Raw genomic sequence first — 16,017 nt, forward strand, 5'->3', positions numbered from 1 at the left:
GGGTGCTCCGCCGGCATGGCAAGCGCACAGGCGCGACGCTCTCCTACTCTCCATTCCCGATTCCCCATTCCCGGCCCCATGCCCACCTACGCCGGCCCACCCACCTCAGCACGTCCCGGTGACGTGGCCGGCACGCTCAAGCTGCTGGCCTACCTCGCGCTGGCGGTGGTGCTGATCGTCCTGGACCACCGGGGCGGCTGGCTCGCGCAGGCGCGCCAGCAGGTGACCCTGCTCGTGCAGCCGCTGTGGATGGTCGCCGGTTGGCCCGGGCAGGTGGTGGAGCGCATCAGCGAGGATGCCGGCACGCTCACCCAGCTCACCGCCGAGAACCGCCGCCTGCGCAACGACCTGATGCTCAATCAGGCGCGCATGGCCCGCCTGCAGACGCTGGCATCCGACAACGCGCGCCTGCGCGGACTGCTCGACGCCGCCGAGCGCGGTCGCCTCGACGTCAAGCTGGCGCCGATCCTGGACATCGACCTGGACCCCACGCGGCAGCGACTGGTGCTCAATGCCGGTACGCGCGACCGGGTGGAGGTCGGGCAGAACGTGATCGACTCCGGCGGCCTGCTCGGCCAGATCATCGCCGTGACGCCGATGTACGCGAACGTGCTGCTGCTCACCGATCCCTCGCACGCGGTGCCGGTGGCCGTGGCGCGCAATGGCGTGCGGCTGGTGGTGTACGGCGAAGGGCGCAGCGACCGGCTGCGCCTGACCAGCGTGCCGCTCTCCAGCGACGTGAAGGTCGGCGACGTGCTGGTCACCTCGGGCCTGGGCGGCCGCTTCGCGCCGGGGTTCCCGGTCGGCACGATCGCCTCGCTCAAGCCCGACGACAGCCGCGCCTTCCTCGTCGGCGAGGTGACGCCGGCCGCGCAGCTCGACCGCGGCCGCGAGGTGCTGGTGCTGCTGTCGATGCCGAACCCGCTGCCGGCCGCCACGGCGTTCACCCCGTCGGATGCCGGCGCAGCGCCTGCCGCGGGCGGAGCCGCGACGGCGGTGTCGCCGGTCGTGCCTGCTGCGACGGGCGGAACCGCGCCAGCGACCCCGACCCCGTCCAGCGGGCCGGCCACGCAGGCCGCACCGAATGCGCCCGCGTCCGCGCCGGTCCAACCGCCGCGCCCCAACGCGCCGCCGGAGGCCCGCCGATGAGCCGCGTCCGTCCGCAATGGGTGCTGCCGCTCAGCATCGTCGTGGCGCTGATGCTGGGCCTGCTGCCGCTGCCGCCGGCCCTGCAGCCGCTGCGGCCGTTCTGGCTGGCGCTCGTGCTGGCCTACTGGGTGATCGAAGACCCCGACCACGTCGGCCTGGGCGTCGCCTTCATCGTCGGGCTGCTGGGCGATCTGGTGTACGGCAGCCTGTTCGGCGAACACGCGCTGCGCCTGGTCGTGATGGCCTACATCCTGCAGCGCTTCCGCGCGCGGCTGCGCTTCTTCCCGATGTCGCAGCAGGCGCTGGCGATCGGCGGCCTGCTGTTGAACGACTGCATCGTCATCGCGGCGATTCACCTCGCCGTCGGCGAACGCACGCCGCTGCCGCTGACCTGGCTGTCGCCGCTGACGGGCCTGCTGCTGTGGCCGTTGGTGTACGTTGGCCTGGATTCCCTCCGTCACGGCCGCTGGAGGGCGCGCTGAGATGGGCCCGCGTCGTCGCGTCCTGAAGAACAGCGCAGCCGAAGCCAACCAGTTCCGCCTGCGCTCCGCGATCGCCTTCATCTGCGTGCTGGCGGCGCTGGCCGGGCTGGGCTTCTGGTACTTCCGCCTGCAGGTCCTGCAGCACGCCGACTACGCCACGCGCTCGGAAGCCAACCGCATCAAGCTGCGTCCGGTGGTGCCGGGCCGCGGGCTGATCCTGGACCGCAAGGGCCGCGTGCTGGCCGACAACGTGCCGGCGTACCGCATCGAAGTGACGCCGTTCGAAGCCGGCAAGACCGACACCTGGCTGCCCTCGCTGGCGAAGATCATCGCGCTGACGCCCGAGGACAAGGCACGGTTCGAGGACGAGCGTCGCGCCACGCGCGGCTTCAAGCCGATCACGCTCAAGCTGCGCGTCACCGAGGACGAGGCCGCGCGCTTCGCCGTGGACCGCTGGCGCTACCCCGGCGTGGACCTGGTGCCCTACCTCAACCGGCGCTATCCCTACGGCGAACTGCTTTCGCACGTGATCGGCTACGTCGGCCGCATCGACGCCGACGACCTCAAGGACCTGGGCGAGGGCGGGGCCGCGCTGACCCACGTCGGCAAGACCGGACTGGAGCGCTATTACGAGGAAGCGCTGCGCGGCAAGGTCGGTTACGAGCAGATCGAGACCAACGTCGACGGCCGGCCGATGCGCCAGGTCGGGCATGTTCCGGCCACGCCGGGCGCCGACCTCAAGCTCAGCATCGATCTGGACCTGCAGCAGGCGATGGTGACGGCGTTCGGCGACATGGACGGCTCGGCCGTCGCCATGGACCCGCGCACCGGCGAAATCCTCGCCATGGTCAGCCTGCCGGGCTACGACACCAATCTGTTCGTCAACGGCATCTCCAACGTCGACTACCGCGCGCTGATGGACAACCCGTCGCGCCCGCTGTTCAACCGCAACGTGCTCGGCGGCGGCCCGCCGGGCTCGACGGTGAAGCCGCTGATCGCGCTGGCCGGCCTGGACAGCGGGCTGCGCACGCCCGAGTCGAAGGTGTTCTCCACCGGCACGTTCTATATCCCCGGGCAGAAGCGCGGCTGGCGCGACGCGCACGGCGGTGCGGGCTGGACGGACCTGCGCAAGTCGATCGCCGCGTCGGTGAACTTCTACTACTACAAGCTCGCCTACGAGATGGGCATCGAGCGATTCGACGAATACATGCGCAAGTATGGATTCGGCGCGCCCACCGGCATCGACCTGTCGGGCGAGAACAAGGGCGTGGTGCCGTCGCCGGACTGGAAGCGCAAGCGAACCAAGGAGCCGTGGTACGCGGGCGAGACGGTCAACGCCGGCATCGGCCAGGGCTACTGGATCGCCACGGTGCTGCAGCTGGTGCGCGGCACGGGAGCGATCGCCAACGGCGGTGACCTGATGCGACCGCACCTGGTCTCGGAGCGCCGCGACGGCTACGACACGCCGTGGGTGCCGTTGCCGCAGCCCGCGCCATCGCGCATCACCGACAACGCCAGCAACCTGCGCGCGGTGCAGGAAGGCATGATCCAGACCATCCATGGCGCCGGCGGCACCGGTCGCGCGATGGCGATCGGCGCGCCGTACATGATGGCCGGCAAGACCGGCACCGCGCAGAAGATCAGCCGCAAGGGCAGCCAGAGCTTCGATCCGCATTCGCTGCCCTACCACCTGCGCCACCAGGCGCTGTTCGTGGGCTATGCGCCGGCCGACAACCCGACCATCGTAGTGGCGATCTCGGTCGAACACGGCGGCTTCGGTGGCAGCACCGCGGCGCCGATCGCGCGCAAGATCTTCGATGCCTGGCTGCTGGGCAAGATGCCTGATCCGGTGCCGACCGATCCCAAGTACACGCGCCCGGCCCAGCCGCATGCAGCGCCGGTGACTGCGGTCGCCGGCACGGCGGCCGGTCCGGTGCCGACGTTGCTGCCGGTGGCGGGAACGCCCGTCGCGGCGGGCGCCACGGCTGTATCGAGCCCCTCTCCCGCTGGCGGGAGAGGGGTGAGGGCGAACGAAGCGGCCGTGGTGACTTCAACGCCGCCGGCGCCCTTGCCCTCATCCGCCCTCCGGGCACCTTCTCCCGCAAGCGGGAGAAGGGAAGCGCCGCAGCCGGGACAATCGCAACCGCTGTCGCAACAGCCACCGCAACCCACCCCACCGCAGGAACCCACCCGATGAGGCTGATCCTGCGCTGGCTGTTCGACCTGCTCGTGCGCTTCGCGCGCACGCTCGATCTGCCGCTGCTCGGCGCGCTGCTGGCGCTGATGGTGATCGGCCTGGCGGTGCTGTACAGCGCTGCCGATCACGCCATGGGGCTGGTCGTGCGCCAGGGTGCGTTCTTCGTCGCCGGTCTGGGCGTGATGTGGGCGCTTTCGCGCGTGCCGCCCAACCAGCTGCGCAACTGGACGCCGCTGGTGTTCGGCGCCTCGCTGCTGCCGCTGGTGCTGGTGCTGCTGATCGGCACCGGCAAGCACGGCCGCCACTGGATCAACCTCGGCGTGGTCTACGTGCAACCGGCCGAGCTGCTCAAACTCAGCCTGCCGATGATGGTCGCGTGGTACCTCGATCGGCAGGCGTTGCCGCCGCGGTTCCGCACGGTGCTGATCGCCGGCGTGCTGATCGCCGTGCCGACCGGCCTGATCCTGCTCCAACCCGACTTCGGCACCGCGATGCTGGTTGCCACCAGCGGCGCGTTCGCCCTGTACCTGGCGGGACTGCCGTGGTGGTGGTTCGGCATGGCGTTCGGCGCGGTCGCGGCCGTGGCGCCGGTCGCGTGGTTCTGGCTGCTGCGCCCGTACCAGAAGGACCGCATCCTCACCTTCCTCAATCCCGAGTCCGATCCGCTGGGCACCGGCTGGAACATCATCCAGTCGAAGATCGCCATCGGCGCGGGCGGCCTCACCGGCAAGGGCTGGGGGCAGGGCTCGCAGTCGCACCTCAATTACCTGCCCGAGCACACCACCGACTTCATCTTCGCCGTGCTGAGCGAAGAGTTCGGCTGGATCGGCGTGGGCACGGTGCTGGCGCTGTACCTGTTCGTGATCGGCCGCTGCCTGTGGATCGCGGCGGAGGCGCGCGACGGCTATTCGCGACTGATCGCCGGCGCGCTCGGCCTGGCGTTCTGCGTATACGTGATCGTCAACGGCGGCATGATCTCCGGCCTGCTGCCGGTGGTCGGCGTGCCCATGCCGCTGTTGAGTTACGGCGGCACGTCGGCCGTCTCGCTGCTGGCGGGATTGGGCGTGGTGATGGCCGTTCGCGCGCACCGGCCGATCTACGCGCGCTGACACACCTGTTCATCGTGCAGGGCAGGGCCGCGCGAACCTGACTCGATGCCCTGTCCTGCATGAACGTGCGGTTCTGGCCATCCGGAGCGCGTGCTACCCTCGCGTCGATGACCCGACGCCACTTAATCCGTAGCGCCGTGATCAGCGCGTCCTTTCTCGCGTTGGCCGGTTGCGCCACCCAGGCCTCCGCGCCCGTTCCGCAGACTTCCACCCCCGCCGCTCCGGCCAGGCCGGTGCCGGGCACGCCTGCGCTGCCCGATCCGGTGCTGCAGCAGCCGCTGGACCTCGCGCGTGCCGCGTTCGTTCGCGAGACCGCCGCGCAGTACGGAATCGACCCGGCCTACATCGAATCGGTGCTGGCGAAGGCGCAGATCCGCGACAGCATCGTCGCCGCGATGTCCAAACCGGCCGAAGCCAAGCCGTGGCGCGACTACCGGCCGATCTTCATCACCCAGTCGCGCATCGACGGCGGCCGCGCCTTCCTGGCCGAGCACCGCGAAGAACTCGCACGCGCTCAGGAGAAGTACGGCGTCCCCGCCGAAGTGATCGTCTCCATCATCGGCGTGGAAACCAACTACGGCCGCAACACCGGTTCCTATCCGGTGCTCGATGCGCTGTACACGCTGGCCTTCGCCTATCCGCGCAGCGGCGATCCGGCCAAGCTGGATCGCGAGAACCGCCGCGAAGCGTTCTTCCGCGGCGAGCTGGCCCAGTTGTTCGCGCTGGGCAAGGAAACCGGACTGGACATCACCGCGCTCAAGGGCAGCTACGCCGGCGCGATGGGCTGGGGCCAGTTCATGCCGTCGAGCTACCGCGAGTTCGCGGTGGACGGCAACGGCGACGGCAAGCGCGATCTGTTCAACAACCTCGACGACGTCTTCGCCTCCATCGCCAATTACTTCGTGCAGAAGGGCGGCTGGGTGCGCGGCGGGCCGGTGACGGTGCGCGCCAATGCGTCGGCCAATGCGCAGCCGATCGAGCCGGAAAGCCTGGATCCGCTGTACACGATGAGCGACCTGGCCACGCGCGGCTTCCGCCCGCTGCAGCCGGTGACGCCGCCGGAACAGAACGCCACGGTGGTGAAGCTCGACGGCGATGCCGGGCCGGAGTACTGGTTCGGCTTCCGCAACTTCTACGCGATCACCCGCTACAACATCTCCAAGCACTACGCGATGGCGGTGTATCAGTTGAGCCAGGCGATCGCCGGCAGCGGTGATGCGCCGGTCGCGGCCGCACCCTCAGGACAGCCGTCCGCATGATGCGCCTGCCTGCCCTCGGCACCGTGGCCGCCCGGACGCTCCTGGCGGTCGCGGTGGTCTGTCTCGCCGCCTGCGCGAGTTCGCCGAAGAAGTCTGCTTCGCGGCCCACAGCCGCGCCGGATCGTGGCGGCGTGCATCACGCACCGCTGCCCGGAAGCAAGAAGAAATCGCCTTACGCCCCGGCCCAGGAAGACCCGAACACGCGCGGCCACTACACCGCCGGCGGGCTCTACAAGCCGGGCGTGAAAGACACCACGCCGGATTACGTGCCCGACGTCGATTCCATCCCCGAGCCCGAGGTCACGAACGAACCGCGTTCGGCCGTGGGCAATCGCCCCAGCTACGTCGTGCTCGGCAAGACCTACAAGGTGATGGACGACACCAAGGGGTATGTGGAGCGCGGCACGGCCTCGTACTACGGGCAGAAGTTCCATGGACGCCGCACGTCCAACCTGGAGGTGTACGACATGTACGCCTTCACCGCCGCGCACAAGACGCTGCCGCTGCCGAGCTTCGCGCGCGTGACCAACCTCGACAACGGCAAGTCGGTGGTGGTGCGCGTCAACGACCGCGGCCCGTTCCACGAAGGGCGCGTAATCGACCTCAGCTACGCCGCCGCGGTGAAGCTGGGCATCACCCAGAAGGGCACGGGCAAGGTCGAAGTGCGTGCGCTGAAGCCGGGCGACGACGCGCCGATCTACGCCTCCGCGCCGGAGCGGCCGACCGCCCAGCCGACGCCTCAGCCCACGCCCCCCGCACCGCAGAAGTCGCCCAGCGCTATGGACCGCCTTGTCGCCGCGATCCCGGTCGGCACCGCCGGCGCCGCCGTGTTGCCGCCGGGCGTGCGCATCGCCACCGGCAAGCCCACGCCGATGAACGCGAACGGCGGCAAGTTTGCCGGCGCCGTCGCATCGGTCCAGTCCGCTGCCCCGAGCCCGGCCGTCACCGCGCCCATCGCCCTCCCCGCCGCCACGGTGCCGGTCGCGGCCCCCGTGTCGGCCGGTGGCGACAAGGTCGTCTTCCAGGTCGCCAGCTTCACCGCCCGCGCCAACGCCGACCGCGCGCTGACCCGCCTGCGCGAGGCCGGCATCGACACCGCCCAGCTCAGCGACGCCAGCGCCAACGGCCAGACCATCTGGCGCCTGCGCGTCGGTCCGCTGCAGGCCGCCCAGGCCACGGAACTCGCCGCCCGCATCGCCGGTCTGGGATTCGGGCAGCCGCAGCGCGTCCGCGACTAGAATTCTTCCCACTCTTGCCAATGGCCGGCCTGACGCCGGCGCCCGGAGCCGTACCGAAAATGAAAGTCCCCGCTCTCGCCAGAGCCGCCGTCGTCGCGGCCGCTGCCACCCTCGTGGCCGGCCTCGCGCTCGCCCAGACCACGCCCGCGCCGCGCACCGCGCTGCCGGCCGCCAGCGAATCGCTGCCGGTGCCGCCGCCGCCGAAGATCGCCGGCACCGCCTGGGTGCTGATGGACGCCGCCAGCGGCAACATCCTGGCCGGCGAGAACTACGACACCCGCCTGGAGCCGGCAAGCATCACCAAGGTGATGACCAGCTACGTGATCGCCGCGGAAATGGCCGCCGGCAAGGTCAAGGGCGACGACCAGGTCATGATGACCGAGAACGCCTGGCGCGTCGGCGGCGCCGGCACCGACGGCAGCTACTCCGGCTTCGAGGTCAACAAGACCGCGCCGCTGCTGGAGATGGAAAAGGGCATGGTGGTGCAGTCGGGCAACGACGCCGCCATCGCGCTGGCCGAGCATGTCGCCGGCAGCACCGACGCCTTCGCCGCGCTGATGAATCAGTACGCCGCGCGCATCGGCCTGAAGAACAGCCACTTCGTCAACCCGACGGGCCTGTCGGATCCGGAGCACTTCTCCACCGCGCGCGACCTGGCGCTGCTGGGCCGCGCGCTGGTGCACGATTTCCCGGTCGCGTACTCGTACAACCGGATCAAGGAATTCACGGTCGGCCCGATCACCCAGTCGAACCGCAATCGGCTGCTGTGGCGCGATTCCACCGTGGACGGCATCAAGACCGGCCATCACTCCGGCGCCGGCTATTGCCTCATGGCGTCGGCCAAGCGCGGTGACCAGCGCCTGATCTCGGTCGTCATGGGCTCCACGTCCGACGACCAGCGCACCAACGACAGCCAGGCGCTGCTCAACTGGGGCTTCCGCTTCTTCGAGACGCACAAGCTCTACGACACCGGCAAGGCCGTGGCGAAGCAGAAGGTGTGGAAGGGCGCGTCCGACGAAGTGCAGCTGGGCGTCGACGAACCGCTGCTGGTAACCGTGCAGCGCGGCAAGTACAACCAGCTCAAGCCGATGATGGACGTGCCCAAGACGCTGGTCGCGCCGATCACCAAGGGCCAGAAGATCGGCACGGTGAAGGTGATGCTGGACGGCAAGGTCGTCTCGCAGCGTCCGCTGGTCGCGCTCAACGCGGTCGAGCAGGGCGGCTTCTTCAAGCGCCTGTGGGACGAGTTCTGGATGTGGTGGGAGTCGGACTGATCCGACCCCGCACTCACATAGCAAAAAGGCCGGCGCAAGCCGGCCTTTTTTGTTGGGCGTGTCTTGTTGGGCGTGGAGCCGGCGTCAGAGCAGCATCGCGGCCAGCATCGGCAAAGGCACGCAGGCGTAGCCGAACAGCCAGCCGATCACCGCGCTGTGGCGGCCCTGTCGCAGCAGCCGGGCGGTGACGAGGTACGTCGCCATGGCCAGGGCGTACAACAAAGCGATGCACGGTGCCGCGATCGCGAGCGCGTCTGCCGTGCCGGTCTCGCCATAGCCGGCGACCATCAGCGACAGGATCAGCGCCAGCGCGGCCAGGGCCGAGGTGTGGACGGCCAGCAGCGCGATCAGCGCGCGGTGGGAGAACGCAGGGGTCATGGGCCGGGCCGGTGTTCGAGCCCGCGAAGTCTCGGCGCGCGCGCCGTCCGTCGAAATAGGACGAAGTCTGAAGAGGCCGCGAGGCAGGCGCCGCGTCGCGAACGAGGGGCGGCCGGCACATGTCCGTCTTCGTCCGGATGAACAGGAAGTGCGCTTGGCGGCCTGACGCTGCAACGCCTGCGCAGGCCGGAAACCGGGTTGGGTTTGCCGGGGGGCAGACCCATAATGACCGCCATGGAAATCAAATCCGACAACCCGGAACACGGCTTCCAGTTCCCCGGCACGTTCGAGTTGAGCGCCATGGGCGCGGCCGAGAAGGACCTGGAAACGGTGCTGCCGACGCTGCTGCTGGATGCAGGCATCGAAGTCCTGCACGAAACCGTCAACTGGAAGCTGTCGAGCAACGGGCGCTATGTGTCCGTGCGGATCAGTTTCCGTGCGACCAGCCGCGAGCAGTACGACCTGGCGCATCAGGCGCTGCGCGAACACCCGGAAGTGAAGTGGACGCTCTGAGCGAGCCGGTCGTCGTCGCGCCCGAGCCGGCACCCACCGTGCCCTCGGCCCGCCTGCGCGACCTGGGCCGCCGTGCCTACGAGCCCGTCTGGCACGCCATGCAAGCCTTCACCGACGCGCGCACGGTGGACACGCCCGACGAGCTTTGGCTGGTCGAACACGACCCGGTGTTCACCCTCGGCCAGGCCGGCAAGGACGAGCACGTCCTGTTTCCCGGCGACATCCCGGTGATCCACGTCGACCGCGGCGGCCAGGTGACCTACCACGGCCCCGGCCAGATCGTGCTGTACCCGCTGCTCGACCTGAAGCGGCTGAAGGTGGGCGTCAAGGAATACGTCCACCGGATCGAGCAGGCCATGATCGACACGCTGGCCGACTGGAACATCCTCGCCCAGCGCCGCGACGGCGCCCCGGGCGTGTACGTCAACGACGCCAAGATCGGCGCGCTGGGCATCCGCGTGCGGCGCGGCTGCACCTTCCACGGCCTGGCGTTCAACATCGCCATGGACCTGGAGCCGTTCCAGCGCATAAACCCCTGCGGCTATCAGGGGCTGCAGGTGACCTCGATGCTAGACTTGGGCGGCCCGTCCGGGCTGGATGCGGTGAAGCCGGTGCTGATCGAGCACGTCGCCCGCCAGTTCGGCCTCGACGTCCAACCGGCCCCGCCGCCGACGTTCTGACCCCCATTCCGACGCGCTCCGCAGACCGGGGCCGCCGCTCCAGAGATCCACGCACGCCATGACCGAGTCCGCTTCCAAGACCATCCCGCTGTCGGTGGTGAGTGGCGACGCCGCGCCGTCCACGTTGCAGCCCGGCGTGAAGCAGGTCGCCGGCGACAAGATCGCGCGCTCGCCGGTGCAGTTCGCCGACGCGCCGGTGCTGCGCAAGCCGTCGTGGATCCGCGTTCGGATTCCCTCCGGCAACTCGGTGCAGCAGCTCAAGGCCAAGCTGCGCGAGAACCGCCTGGTCACGGTCTGCGAAGAGGCCAGCTGCCCGAACATCCACGAGTGCTTCAGCCACGGCACGGCGACCTTCATGATCCTCGGCGAGGTCTGCACCCGCCGCTGCAGCTTCTGCGACGTCGCCCACGGCCGTCCGAAGCCGCCGGATCCGGCCGAACCGCTGAGCCTGGCGACCACCGTCGCCGACATGAACCTCAAGTACGTGGTGGTCACCAGCGTCGACCGCGACGACCTGCGCGACGGTGGTGCCCAGCACTTCGTCGACTGCATCGCGGCGATCCGCCACCACAGCCCGCGCACCAAGATCGAGGTCCTCACGCCCGACTTCCGCGGCAAGGGCCGCATGGAGCGCGCGCTGGAAATCCTGGCGACGAACCCGCCGGACGTGTTCAACCACAACGTCGAGACCGTGCCGGACCTGTACCGCAACGTCCGCCCGGGCGCCGACTACCAGTGGTCGCTGACCCTGCTGAAGAAGTTCAAGGCGCAGCACCCGGAAGTGGCGACCAAGAGCGGCATCATGCTGGGCCTGGGCGAGGACATGGAGCAGGTGCAGGCCACGCTGCGCGACCTGCGCGCGCACGACGTGGACATGATCACCATCGGCCAGTACCTCCAGCCCAGCCCGCACCATCATCCGGTCCTGCGGTACTGGACGCCGGAGGAGTTCAAGGCGCTGGAGGAGTACGGCATGAGCCTGGGCTTCACCCACGTCGCCTCCGGCCCGCTGGTCCGCTCCTCGTACCACGCCGATCGCTCCGCGATGGAAGCCGGCTTCGTCGCCGCCTGATCGGCCTTGTTCCGCTCACGTGCCTTTGATCGGGAAAGCCCGAGGCTTACCCCTGCCTGACCGCTGCCCGTCGCCCAGCTGAACACGCAGCCATGAATGGGCGAAATGCGGCTGGCGGCACGCTAATTCCCGTGGACGGTGGGTGACAGCCGCCGCAACTTTCGGCACTGTGGGATTGTCCAAACGCCGTCCATTCTGCGTTTGACTCCTCAGGTTCTTCCTGATCTGCAACCCCTATGACGGCTGCTCCTCGGCCGCGCGAAGCCTCTCGATGAAAGCCAAAACCGCACCTGCCTCCGTCCTCGTCGCCTTCCTGCTGACCACGCCCGTGGCGTTGCTCGCGCAGTCCGACAGTGCTGCCGACAAGAAGACCTCGCAGGTCGAACTGCCGGAGCGCGAGAAGCCGAACCTCATCAAGTCGATGGAACCGTCGCCGCTGCCGCGCGCGGCGACCGCCGACCAGACCACGGCCGCCAAGCTCGTCTACGGACTGCTTTCCGACAGCCGCTACGCGTACCGCCCGGTCACGCTGGACGACACGCTCTCGGCCGACATCTATAAGCGTTACCTGGAAGCGCTCGACGGCGGCAAGCAGTTCTTCACCGCGCAGGACATCGCCAAGTTCGATGCCTACAAGCTGAAGTTCGACGACGCGATCAAGAGCGGCGACCTCGCGCCGGCCTACGCGATCTTCTCGACCTACAAGCAGCGCGTCGATCAGCGTGTGGGCTATGCGCGCAACCTGCTCAAGCAGGACATGTTCGATTTCACCGGCAGCGACCGCTACGAGTACGACCGCGAGGACGCACCGTGGGCGACCGATAATGCCGCGCTGGACTCGCTCTGGAAGGCGTCGGTGCGCAACGACTATCTGCGCCTGAAGCTCGCCGGCAAGAAGCTGGAGGAGATCCGCAAGACGCTGGACAAGCGTTACACCAACATGGGCAAGTCGATCGCCGAGCTCAAGGGCGAGGACGTGTTCCAGACCTTCCTCAACAGCTACGCCAACTCGGTCGATCCGCACACCGACTACTTCACGCCCAAGACGGCCGACAACTTCAACGTGTCGATGTCGCTGTCGCTGGAAGGCATCGGCGCGGTGCTGCAGAAGCAGGACGACGTGGTCGCGATCCGCGAGATCGTGCCCGGCGGCCCGGCCAGCAAGTCCAACAAGCTCAAGCCCGGTGACCGCGTGGTCGGCGTGGGCCAGGGCGACAGCGGCCCGATGGAAGACGTGATCGGCTGGCGCATCGACGATGTCGTCGCCAAGATCCGCGGCAACAAGGGCACGAAGGTGCGCCTGGACGTGATCCCGGCCGAAGCCGGCCTGGACAGCCAGCCGCAGCGCCTGGTGCTGGTGCGCGACAAGGTGCGCCTGGAAGACCAGGCCGCCAAGTCGAAGGTCATCACCATCCCCGGCAAGGACGGCGCACCCGAGCAGCGCATCGGCGTGATCGAACTGCCCGGCTTCTACCAGGACTTCGAAGGTCGCCGGAAGAACAGCAACGATTACGCCTCGGCCACGCGTGACGTCGCCAAGCTGCTGGAAGAGCTGCGCGGCAAGAAGGTCGACGGCGTCGTGCTCGACCTGCGCAACAACGGCGGCGGCTCGCTCAATGAAGCCATCGAACTCACCGGTCTGTTCATCGACCGCGGCCCGGTCGTGCAGGTGCGCGAGTCCGGCGGCCGCGTGAGCGTGGAAGGCGACAGCGACACCGGCATCGCCTGGGAAGGCCCGCTGGCGGTGCTGATCAACCGCGGTTCGGCTTCGGCATCGGAAATCTTCGCCGGCGCGATCCAGGATTACGGTCGCGGCCTGGTCATCGGCGAGACGAGCTTCGGCAAGGGCACGGTGCAGAACCTGGTCGACCTCGACCGCTGGCCGGCCAACGAAGAAGCGCGCTTCGGCCAGGTGAAGCTGACCATCGCGCAGTTCTTCCGCGTCAGCGGCGGTTCCACGCAGAACAAGGGCGTGGTGCCGGACGTGGCCTTCCCGGTTTCGGTCGACGCCAGTGAGTACGGCGAGAGCACGTACGACAACGCGCTGCCGTGGACGCGCATCTCGGCCGTGCCGCACACCACCTACGGCAACTTCAGCCCGCTGCTGCCGAAGCTGGAAACGCTGCACACCACGCGCATCGCCAACGACAAGGAATTCCAGTGGTGGAGTGAAGACGTCGCGCAGTTCCGCGAGGAGCGCGCCAAGAAATGGGTGAGCCTCAACGAAGCCGTGCGTCGCGCCGAGCGTGACAACGAGGACGCCAAGCGCAAGACGCGCCAGGAACAGCGCAAGGCGCTGGGCCTGGACCTGGACCCGCTGGCCGACGACTACAACGACGACGGCCTGGCCGCGAACGAGCGCGACATCGCCAAGGATGCCGAGCGCGAGAAGCTGGCCGACAAGCGTCCGGACCCGCTGCTGCGCGAATCGGCCGCGATCCTGGCCGATGCCGTGCGCCTGTTGAACAACGACCGCCAGCTCTCGGCGCAGGTGCTGCCGACGGCCACGACGGCCGGCCACTGGGCCGACTGACGGGTTCCCAGGCTGCGCGCGAATCGCCCCCTGACTCAGGGGGCTACGTCTCGCGGGCCGCCAGTGCATCCGAGGCGGACATCGCAAAGAACGGATAGCGGGCGCCTCAGGGCGCCCGCTACGCTTTGGGCCATGAACACGGCACGCCAACTTCGCGACAAGCTCGACCACGCCCGCCGCCTGCTCGACGACGGCGAGCCGACGCTGGCCGACCTCGCGGTCGCCGTCGGCCTCAGTGCCTCGCACCTGCAACGCCAGTTCGCCGCGCGCTTCGGCCTCAGTCCGGCGCAGTATCTCGCCCAGCGCAAGCTCGGCGCGCTGAAGGGCGCGCTGCGCGAAGGCAGCGACGTCAGTGCCGCGCTGTACGACGCCGGCTACGGCTCGCCTTCGCGCGTGTACGAAGGCGGCGCGGCGAAGCTGGGCATGACGCCCGCACGCTACCGCGCCGGCGGTGCGGGCGAGCAGATCCGCTGGAGCATCGCCGACACCGCGCTGGGGCAGGCGCTCGTCGCCACCACCGAGCGTGGCATCTGCACGATCGAACTCGGCGACGATGCGGCGGTGCTGGAAGCGCGTCTGCACGAGGAATTCCCCAAGGCGCAGCTCGAACGCGTGGATGCCGGTCGCGATGAATTCCTTGCGCCGCGCCTGCGCGCCGTCGCCGATGCGCTGGCCGGCAAGCAGGCGCAGGTGCCGGTGGACCTGATCGGCACCGCGTTCCAGAAGAAGGTGTGGGATGCGCTGATGAAGATCCCGCGCGGGCAGACGCGCAGTTATGCGCAGATCGCGCAGCAGATCGGCCATCCGAGTGCGTCGCGCGCTGTCGCCAACGCGTGCGCGAACAACCACGTCGCCATCGTCGTGCCTTGCCATCGCGTGATCCGCGGCGACGGGTCGCTCGGCGGCTATCGCTGGGGGCTTCCGCTCAAGCAGCGGGTGCTGGAGCGCGAACAGGCGGCGTAGTGCCCGCCGTCCGTCGCGACGATGACGCGGGATTGATCCGGATCAAACATCGGTGCGCAGGCCGCGGGAAGGTGGACGTACATCCACCCCGGAGTGCGCCATGTACCACCACATCTGCATCCCGACCGATGGTTCGCCGCTGTCCGATCACGCGGTCGAACAGGCCTTGTTACTGGCGCATGCATTGCACGCGCGGGTGACGGCGTTGTGCGTGACCCAGCCGCTGCACGTCTTTGCGGTGACGCCGGAGCAACTGGTCGTCAGCGGCGAGGAGTACGGGCGCAGCGCGCAGGAGGCCGCGTGGCGCCACCTGCGCACCGTGATCAGCCGCGCGCATGAACTGGCCGTGCCGTGCGAGCCGATCGTCGTGGAAGACGAATTTCCGTACCAGGCCATCATCGCCACCGCCGCCGATCGCGGCTGCGACCTGATCGCCATGGCCTCGCACGGGCGTCGCGGCATCAAGGCGCTGGTGCTGGGGAGCGAAACGCTGAAGGTGCTGACGCACTCCGCGATTCCCGTGCTGGTGTATCGCGCCGAAGCATGATGGCGTGACGAAGGCGCCTCCGCGCCCAACAACGTTTCCTGCCGACATTGCCCGACCTCTCCCATTGCGGGAGAGGTCCACGCCCAGCGCGCCTCGCCCCGCTACCGCTTCCGCTTCACCGGCGCCCGCGTCGGCACGTGCAGCCCGGTCTTCACCACGTCGAACACCATCCGCGTCTCGTAGCGCTTGATGTTGCCTTCGTCCATGAAGAGCCGATCGGCGATCTCGCGGCAATGCGCAACGCCCGTGGTGCACAGGATGACCAGGTAATCCCACTCGCCGGCCAGTGAGTAGCACTGTTGCACCTCCGGCGCGGCGCGCATGCGATGGTGGAAAGCGGCGTGCAGCTTGGCCGACTCGCGCTCCATGGCCACCAGCACGGTCGCCAGCGTGGTGGTGCCCAGCAGCGCCGGGTCGAGCACCGCGATCTCGCGCATCAGTCCATGCCGGCGGTAGCGCGTGATGCGCCGCTGCACGGCGCTGGCCGACAGCCCGACCGCCTCGCCGAGCGTCGTCAGCGTAGCGGCCGAATCGCGCTGCAGGAGCTCCAGCAGGCGATGGTCGAATTCATCCAGTGCGAGCGGCGATGCGGCCATGCAAAATTTTTGCGCTCAAGCGCATGA

The 16,017-nt window shown here is 68.9% G+C and carries 14 protein-coding genes and 1 pseudogene; 13 read left to right on the forward strand and 2 right to left on the reverse strand.

The window, feature by feature from the left end:
- Positions 1-78: 78 nt before the first annotated feature.
- From mreC to AAFF32_RS05805, 7 genes and pseudogenes are all read left to right on the forward strand, one after another.
- Complete coding sequence (gene mreC, locus AAFF32_RS05775; RefSeq protein WP_216961296.1) at positions 79-1,149, forward strand: rod shape-determining protein MreC; 1,071 nt, start codon at positions 79-81, stop codon at positions 1,147-1,149.
- Positions 1,146-1,631 (forward strand): rod shape-determining protein MreD, encoded by a 486-nt coding sequence (mreD, locus tag AAFF32_RS05780; protein ID WP_216961295.1) that lies wholly within the window; start codon positions 1,146-1,148, stop codon positions 1,629-1,631. The genes mreC and mreD overlap by 4 nt, the downstream gene beginning before the upstream one ends.
- A gap of 1 nt (position 1,632) precedes the next feature.
- A pseudogene (gene mrdA, locus AAFF32_RS05785) lies at positions 1,633-3,492 on the forward strand (penicillin-binding protein 2); the annotation flags it as partial.
- A 332-nt stretch (positions 3,493-3,824) separates the two neighbouring features.
- Positions 3,825-4,937 (forward strand): rod shape-determining protein RodA, encoded by a 1,113-nt coding sequence (gene rodA, locus AAFF32_RS05790; RefSeq protein WP_216961289.1) that lies wholly within the window; start codon positions 3,825-3,827, stop codon positions 4,935-4,937.
- A gap of 137 nt (positions 4,938-5,074) precedes the next feature.
- On the forward strand, positions 5,075-6,196 hold the full coding sequence (gene mltB, locus AAFF32_RS05795; RefSeq protein WP_342316780.1) for a lytic murein transglycosylase B: 1,122 nt from the start codon (positions 5,075-5,077) through the stop codon (positions 6,194-6,196).
- Positions 6,196-7,434, forward strand: coding sequence for a septal ring lytic transglycosylase RlpA family protein (locus AAFF32_RS05800; RefSeq protein WP_342316781.1), 1,239 nt, complete (start codon positions 6,196-6,198; stop codon positions 7,432-7,434). The genes mltB and AAFF32_RS05800 overlap by 1 nt, the downstream gene beginning before the upstream one ends.
- 59 nt (positions 7,435-7,493) lie before the next feature.
- Positions 7,494-8,708, forward strand: coding sequence for a D-alanyl-D-alanine carboxypeptidase family protein (locus AAFF32_RS05805; RefSeq protein WP_342316782.1), 1,215 nt, complete (start codon positions 7,494-7,496; stop codon positions 8,706-8,708).
- A gap of 84 nt (positions 8,709-8,792) precedes the next feature.
- Here AAFF32_RS05805 and AAFF32_RS05810 read toward each other — a convergent pair whose 3' ends face one another.
- Positions 8,793-9,086, reverse strand: a complete 294-nt coding sequence (locus tag AAFF32_RS05810; protein WP_216961281.1) for a hypothetical protein — start codon at positions 9,084-9,086, stop codon at positions 8,793-8,795.
- Between the two features lie 234 nt (positions 9,087-9,320).
- On the opposite strand from AAFF32_RS05810, the gene AAFF32_RS05815 reads away from it, so the two are divergent.
- From AAFF32_RS05815 to AAFF32_RS05840, 6 genes are all read left to right on the forward strand, one after another.
- Positions 9,321-9,599: a DUF493 family protein gene (locus tag AAFF32_RS05815; protein ID WP_342316783.1), complete on the forward strand. Its 279-nt coding sequence runs from the start codon at positions 9,321-9,323 to the stop codon at positions 9,597-9,599.
- Positions 9,587-10,279 (forward strand): lipoyl(octanoyl) transferase LipB, encoded by a 693-nt coding sequence (lipB, locus tag AAFF32_RS05820; protein WP_342316784.1) that lies wholly within the window; start codon positions 9,587-9,589, stop codon positions 10,277-10,279. Before AAFF32_RS05815 ends, lipB begins: the two co-directional genes overlap by 13 nt.
- A gap of 58 nt (positions 10,280-10,337) precedes the next feature.
- Positions 10,338-11,351 (forward strand): lipoyl synthase, encoded by a 1,014-nt coding sequence (gene lipA / locus AAFF32_RS05825; protein ID WP_342316785.1) that lies wholly within the window; start codon positions 10,338-10,340, stop codon positions 11,349-11,351.
- 271 nt (positions 11,352-11,622) lie between these two features.
- Positions 11,623-13,884 (forward strand): carboxy terminal-processing peptidase, encoded by a 2,262-nt coding sequence (locus tag AAFF32_RS05830; RefSeq protein WP_342316786.1) that lies wholly within the window; start codon positions 11,623-11,625, stop codon positions 13,882-13,884.
- Positions 13,885-14,016: 132 nt separating this feature from the next.
- On the forward strand, positions 14,017-14,847 hold the full coding sequence (locus AAFF32_RS05835; protein WP_216961268.1) for a methylated-DNA--[protein]-cysteine S-methyltransferase: 831 nt from the start codon (positions 14,017-14,019) through the stop codon (positions 14,845-14,847).
- Between the two features lie 100 nt (positions 14,848-14,947).
- Entirely contained in the window at positions 14,948-15,394 is a 447-nt protein-coding gene (locus AAFF32_RS05840; protein WP_216961265.1) for a universal stress protein, read from the forward strand.
- 101 nt (positions 15,395-15,495) lie between these two features.
- On the opposite strand, the gene AAFF32_RS05845 is transcribed toward AAFF32_RS05840, so the two are convergent.
- The gene (locus tag AAFF32_RS05845; RefSeq protein WP_342316787.1) at positions 15,496-15,990 is read right to left on the reverse strand and encodes an Lrp/AsnC family transcriptional regulator; all 495 of its coding nucleotides are present in this window, start codon (positions 15,988-15,990) and stop codon (positions 15,496-15,498) included.
- Between the last annotated feature and the right edge of the window lie 27 nt (positions 15,991-16,017).

The organism is Lysobacter sp. FW306-1B-D06B (assembly GCF_038446665.1).
Lineage (GTDB): Bacteria > Pseudomonadota > Gammaproteobacteria > Xanthomonadales > Xanthomonadaceae > Lysobacter_J.

What these genes read in the sequence shown, in the direction of transcription:
- mreC (WP_216961296.1), top strand. Translation starts at nt 79, where the DNA reads ATGCCCACCTACGCCGGCCCACCCACCTCAGCACGTCCCGGTGACGTG.
- mreD (WP_216961295.1), top strand. Translation starts at nt 1,146, where the DNA reads ATGAGCCGCGTCCGTCCGCAATGGGTGCTGCCGCTCAGCATCGTCGTG.
- rodA (WP_216961289.1), top strand. Translation starts at nt 3,825, where the DNA reads ATGAGGCTGATCCTGCGCTGGCTGTTCGACCTGCTCGTGCGCTTCGCG.
- AAFF32_RS05800 (WP_342316781.1), top strand. Translation starts at nt 6,196, where the DNA reads ATGCGCCTGCCTGCCCTCGGCACCGTGGCCGCCCGGACGCTCCTGGCG.
- AAFF32_RS05805 (WP_342316782.1), top strand. Translation starts at nt 7,494, where the DNA reads ATGAAAGTCCCCGCTCTCGCCAGAGCCGCCGTCGTCGCGGCCGCTGCC.
- AAFF32_RS05810 (WP_216961281.1), bottom strand. Translation starts at nt 9,086, where the DNA reads ATGACCCCTGCGTTCTCCCACCGCGCGCTGATCGCGCTGCTGGCCGTC.
- AAFF32_RS05815 (WP_342316783.1), top strand. Translation starts at nt 9,321, where the DNA reads ATGGAAATCAAATCCGACAACCCGGAACACGGCTTCCAGTTCCCCGGC.
- lipA (WP_342316785.1), top strand. Translation starts at nt 10,338, where the DNA reads ATGACCGAGTCCGCTTCCAAGACCATCCCGCTGTCGGTGGTGAGTGGC.
- AAFF32_RS05830 (WP_342316786.1), top strand. Translation starts at nt 11,623, where the DNA reads ATGAAAGCCAAAACCGCACCTGCCTCCGTCCTCGTCGCCTTCCTGCTG.
- AAFF32_RS05835 (WP_216961268.1), top strand. Translation starts at nt 14,017, where the DNA reads ATGAACACGGCACGCCAACTTCGCGACAAGCTCGACCACGCCCGCCGC.
- AAFF32_RS05840 (WP_216961265.1), top strand. Translation starts at nt 14,948, where the DNA reads ATGTACCACCACATCTGCATCCCGACCGATGGTTCGCCGCTGTCCGAT.
- AAFF32_RS05845 (WP_342316787.1), bottom strand. Translation starts at nt 15,990, where the DNA reads ATGGCCGCATCGCCGCTCGCACTGGATGAATTCGACCATCGCCTGCTG.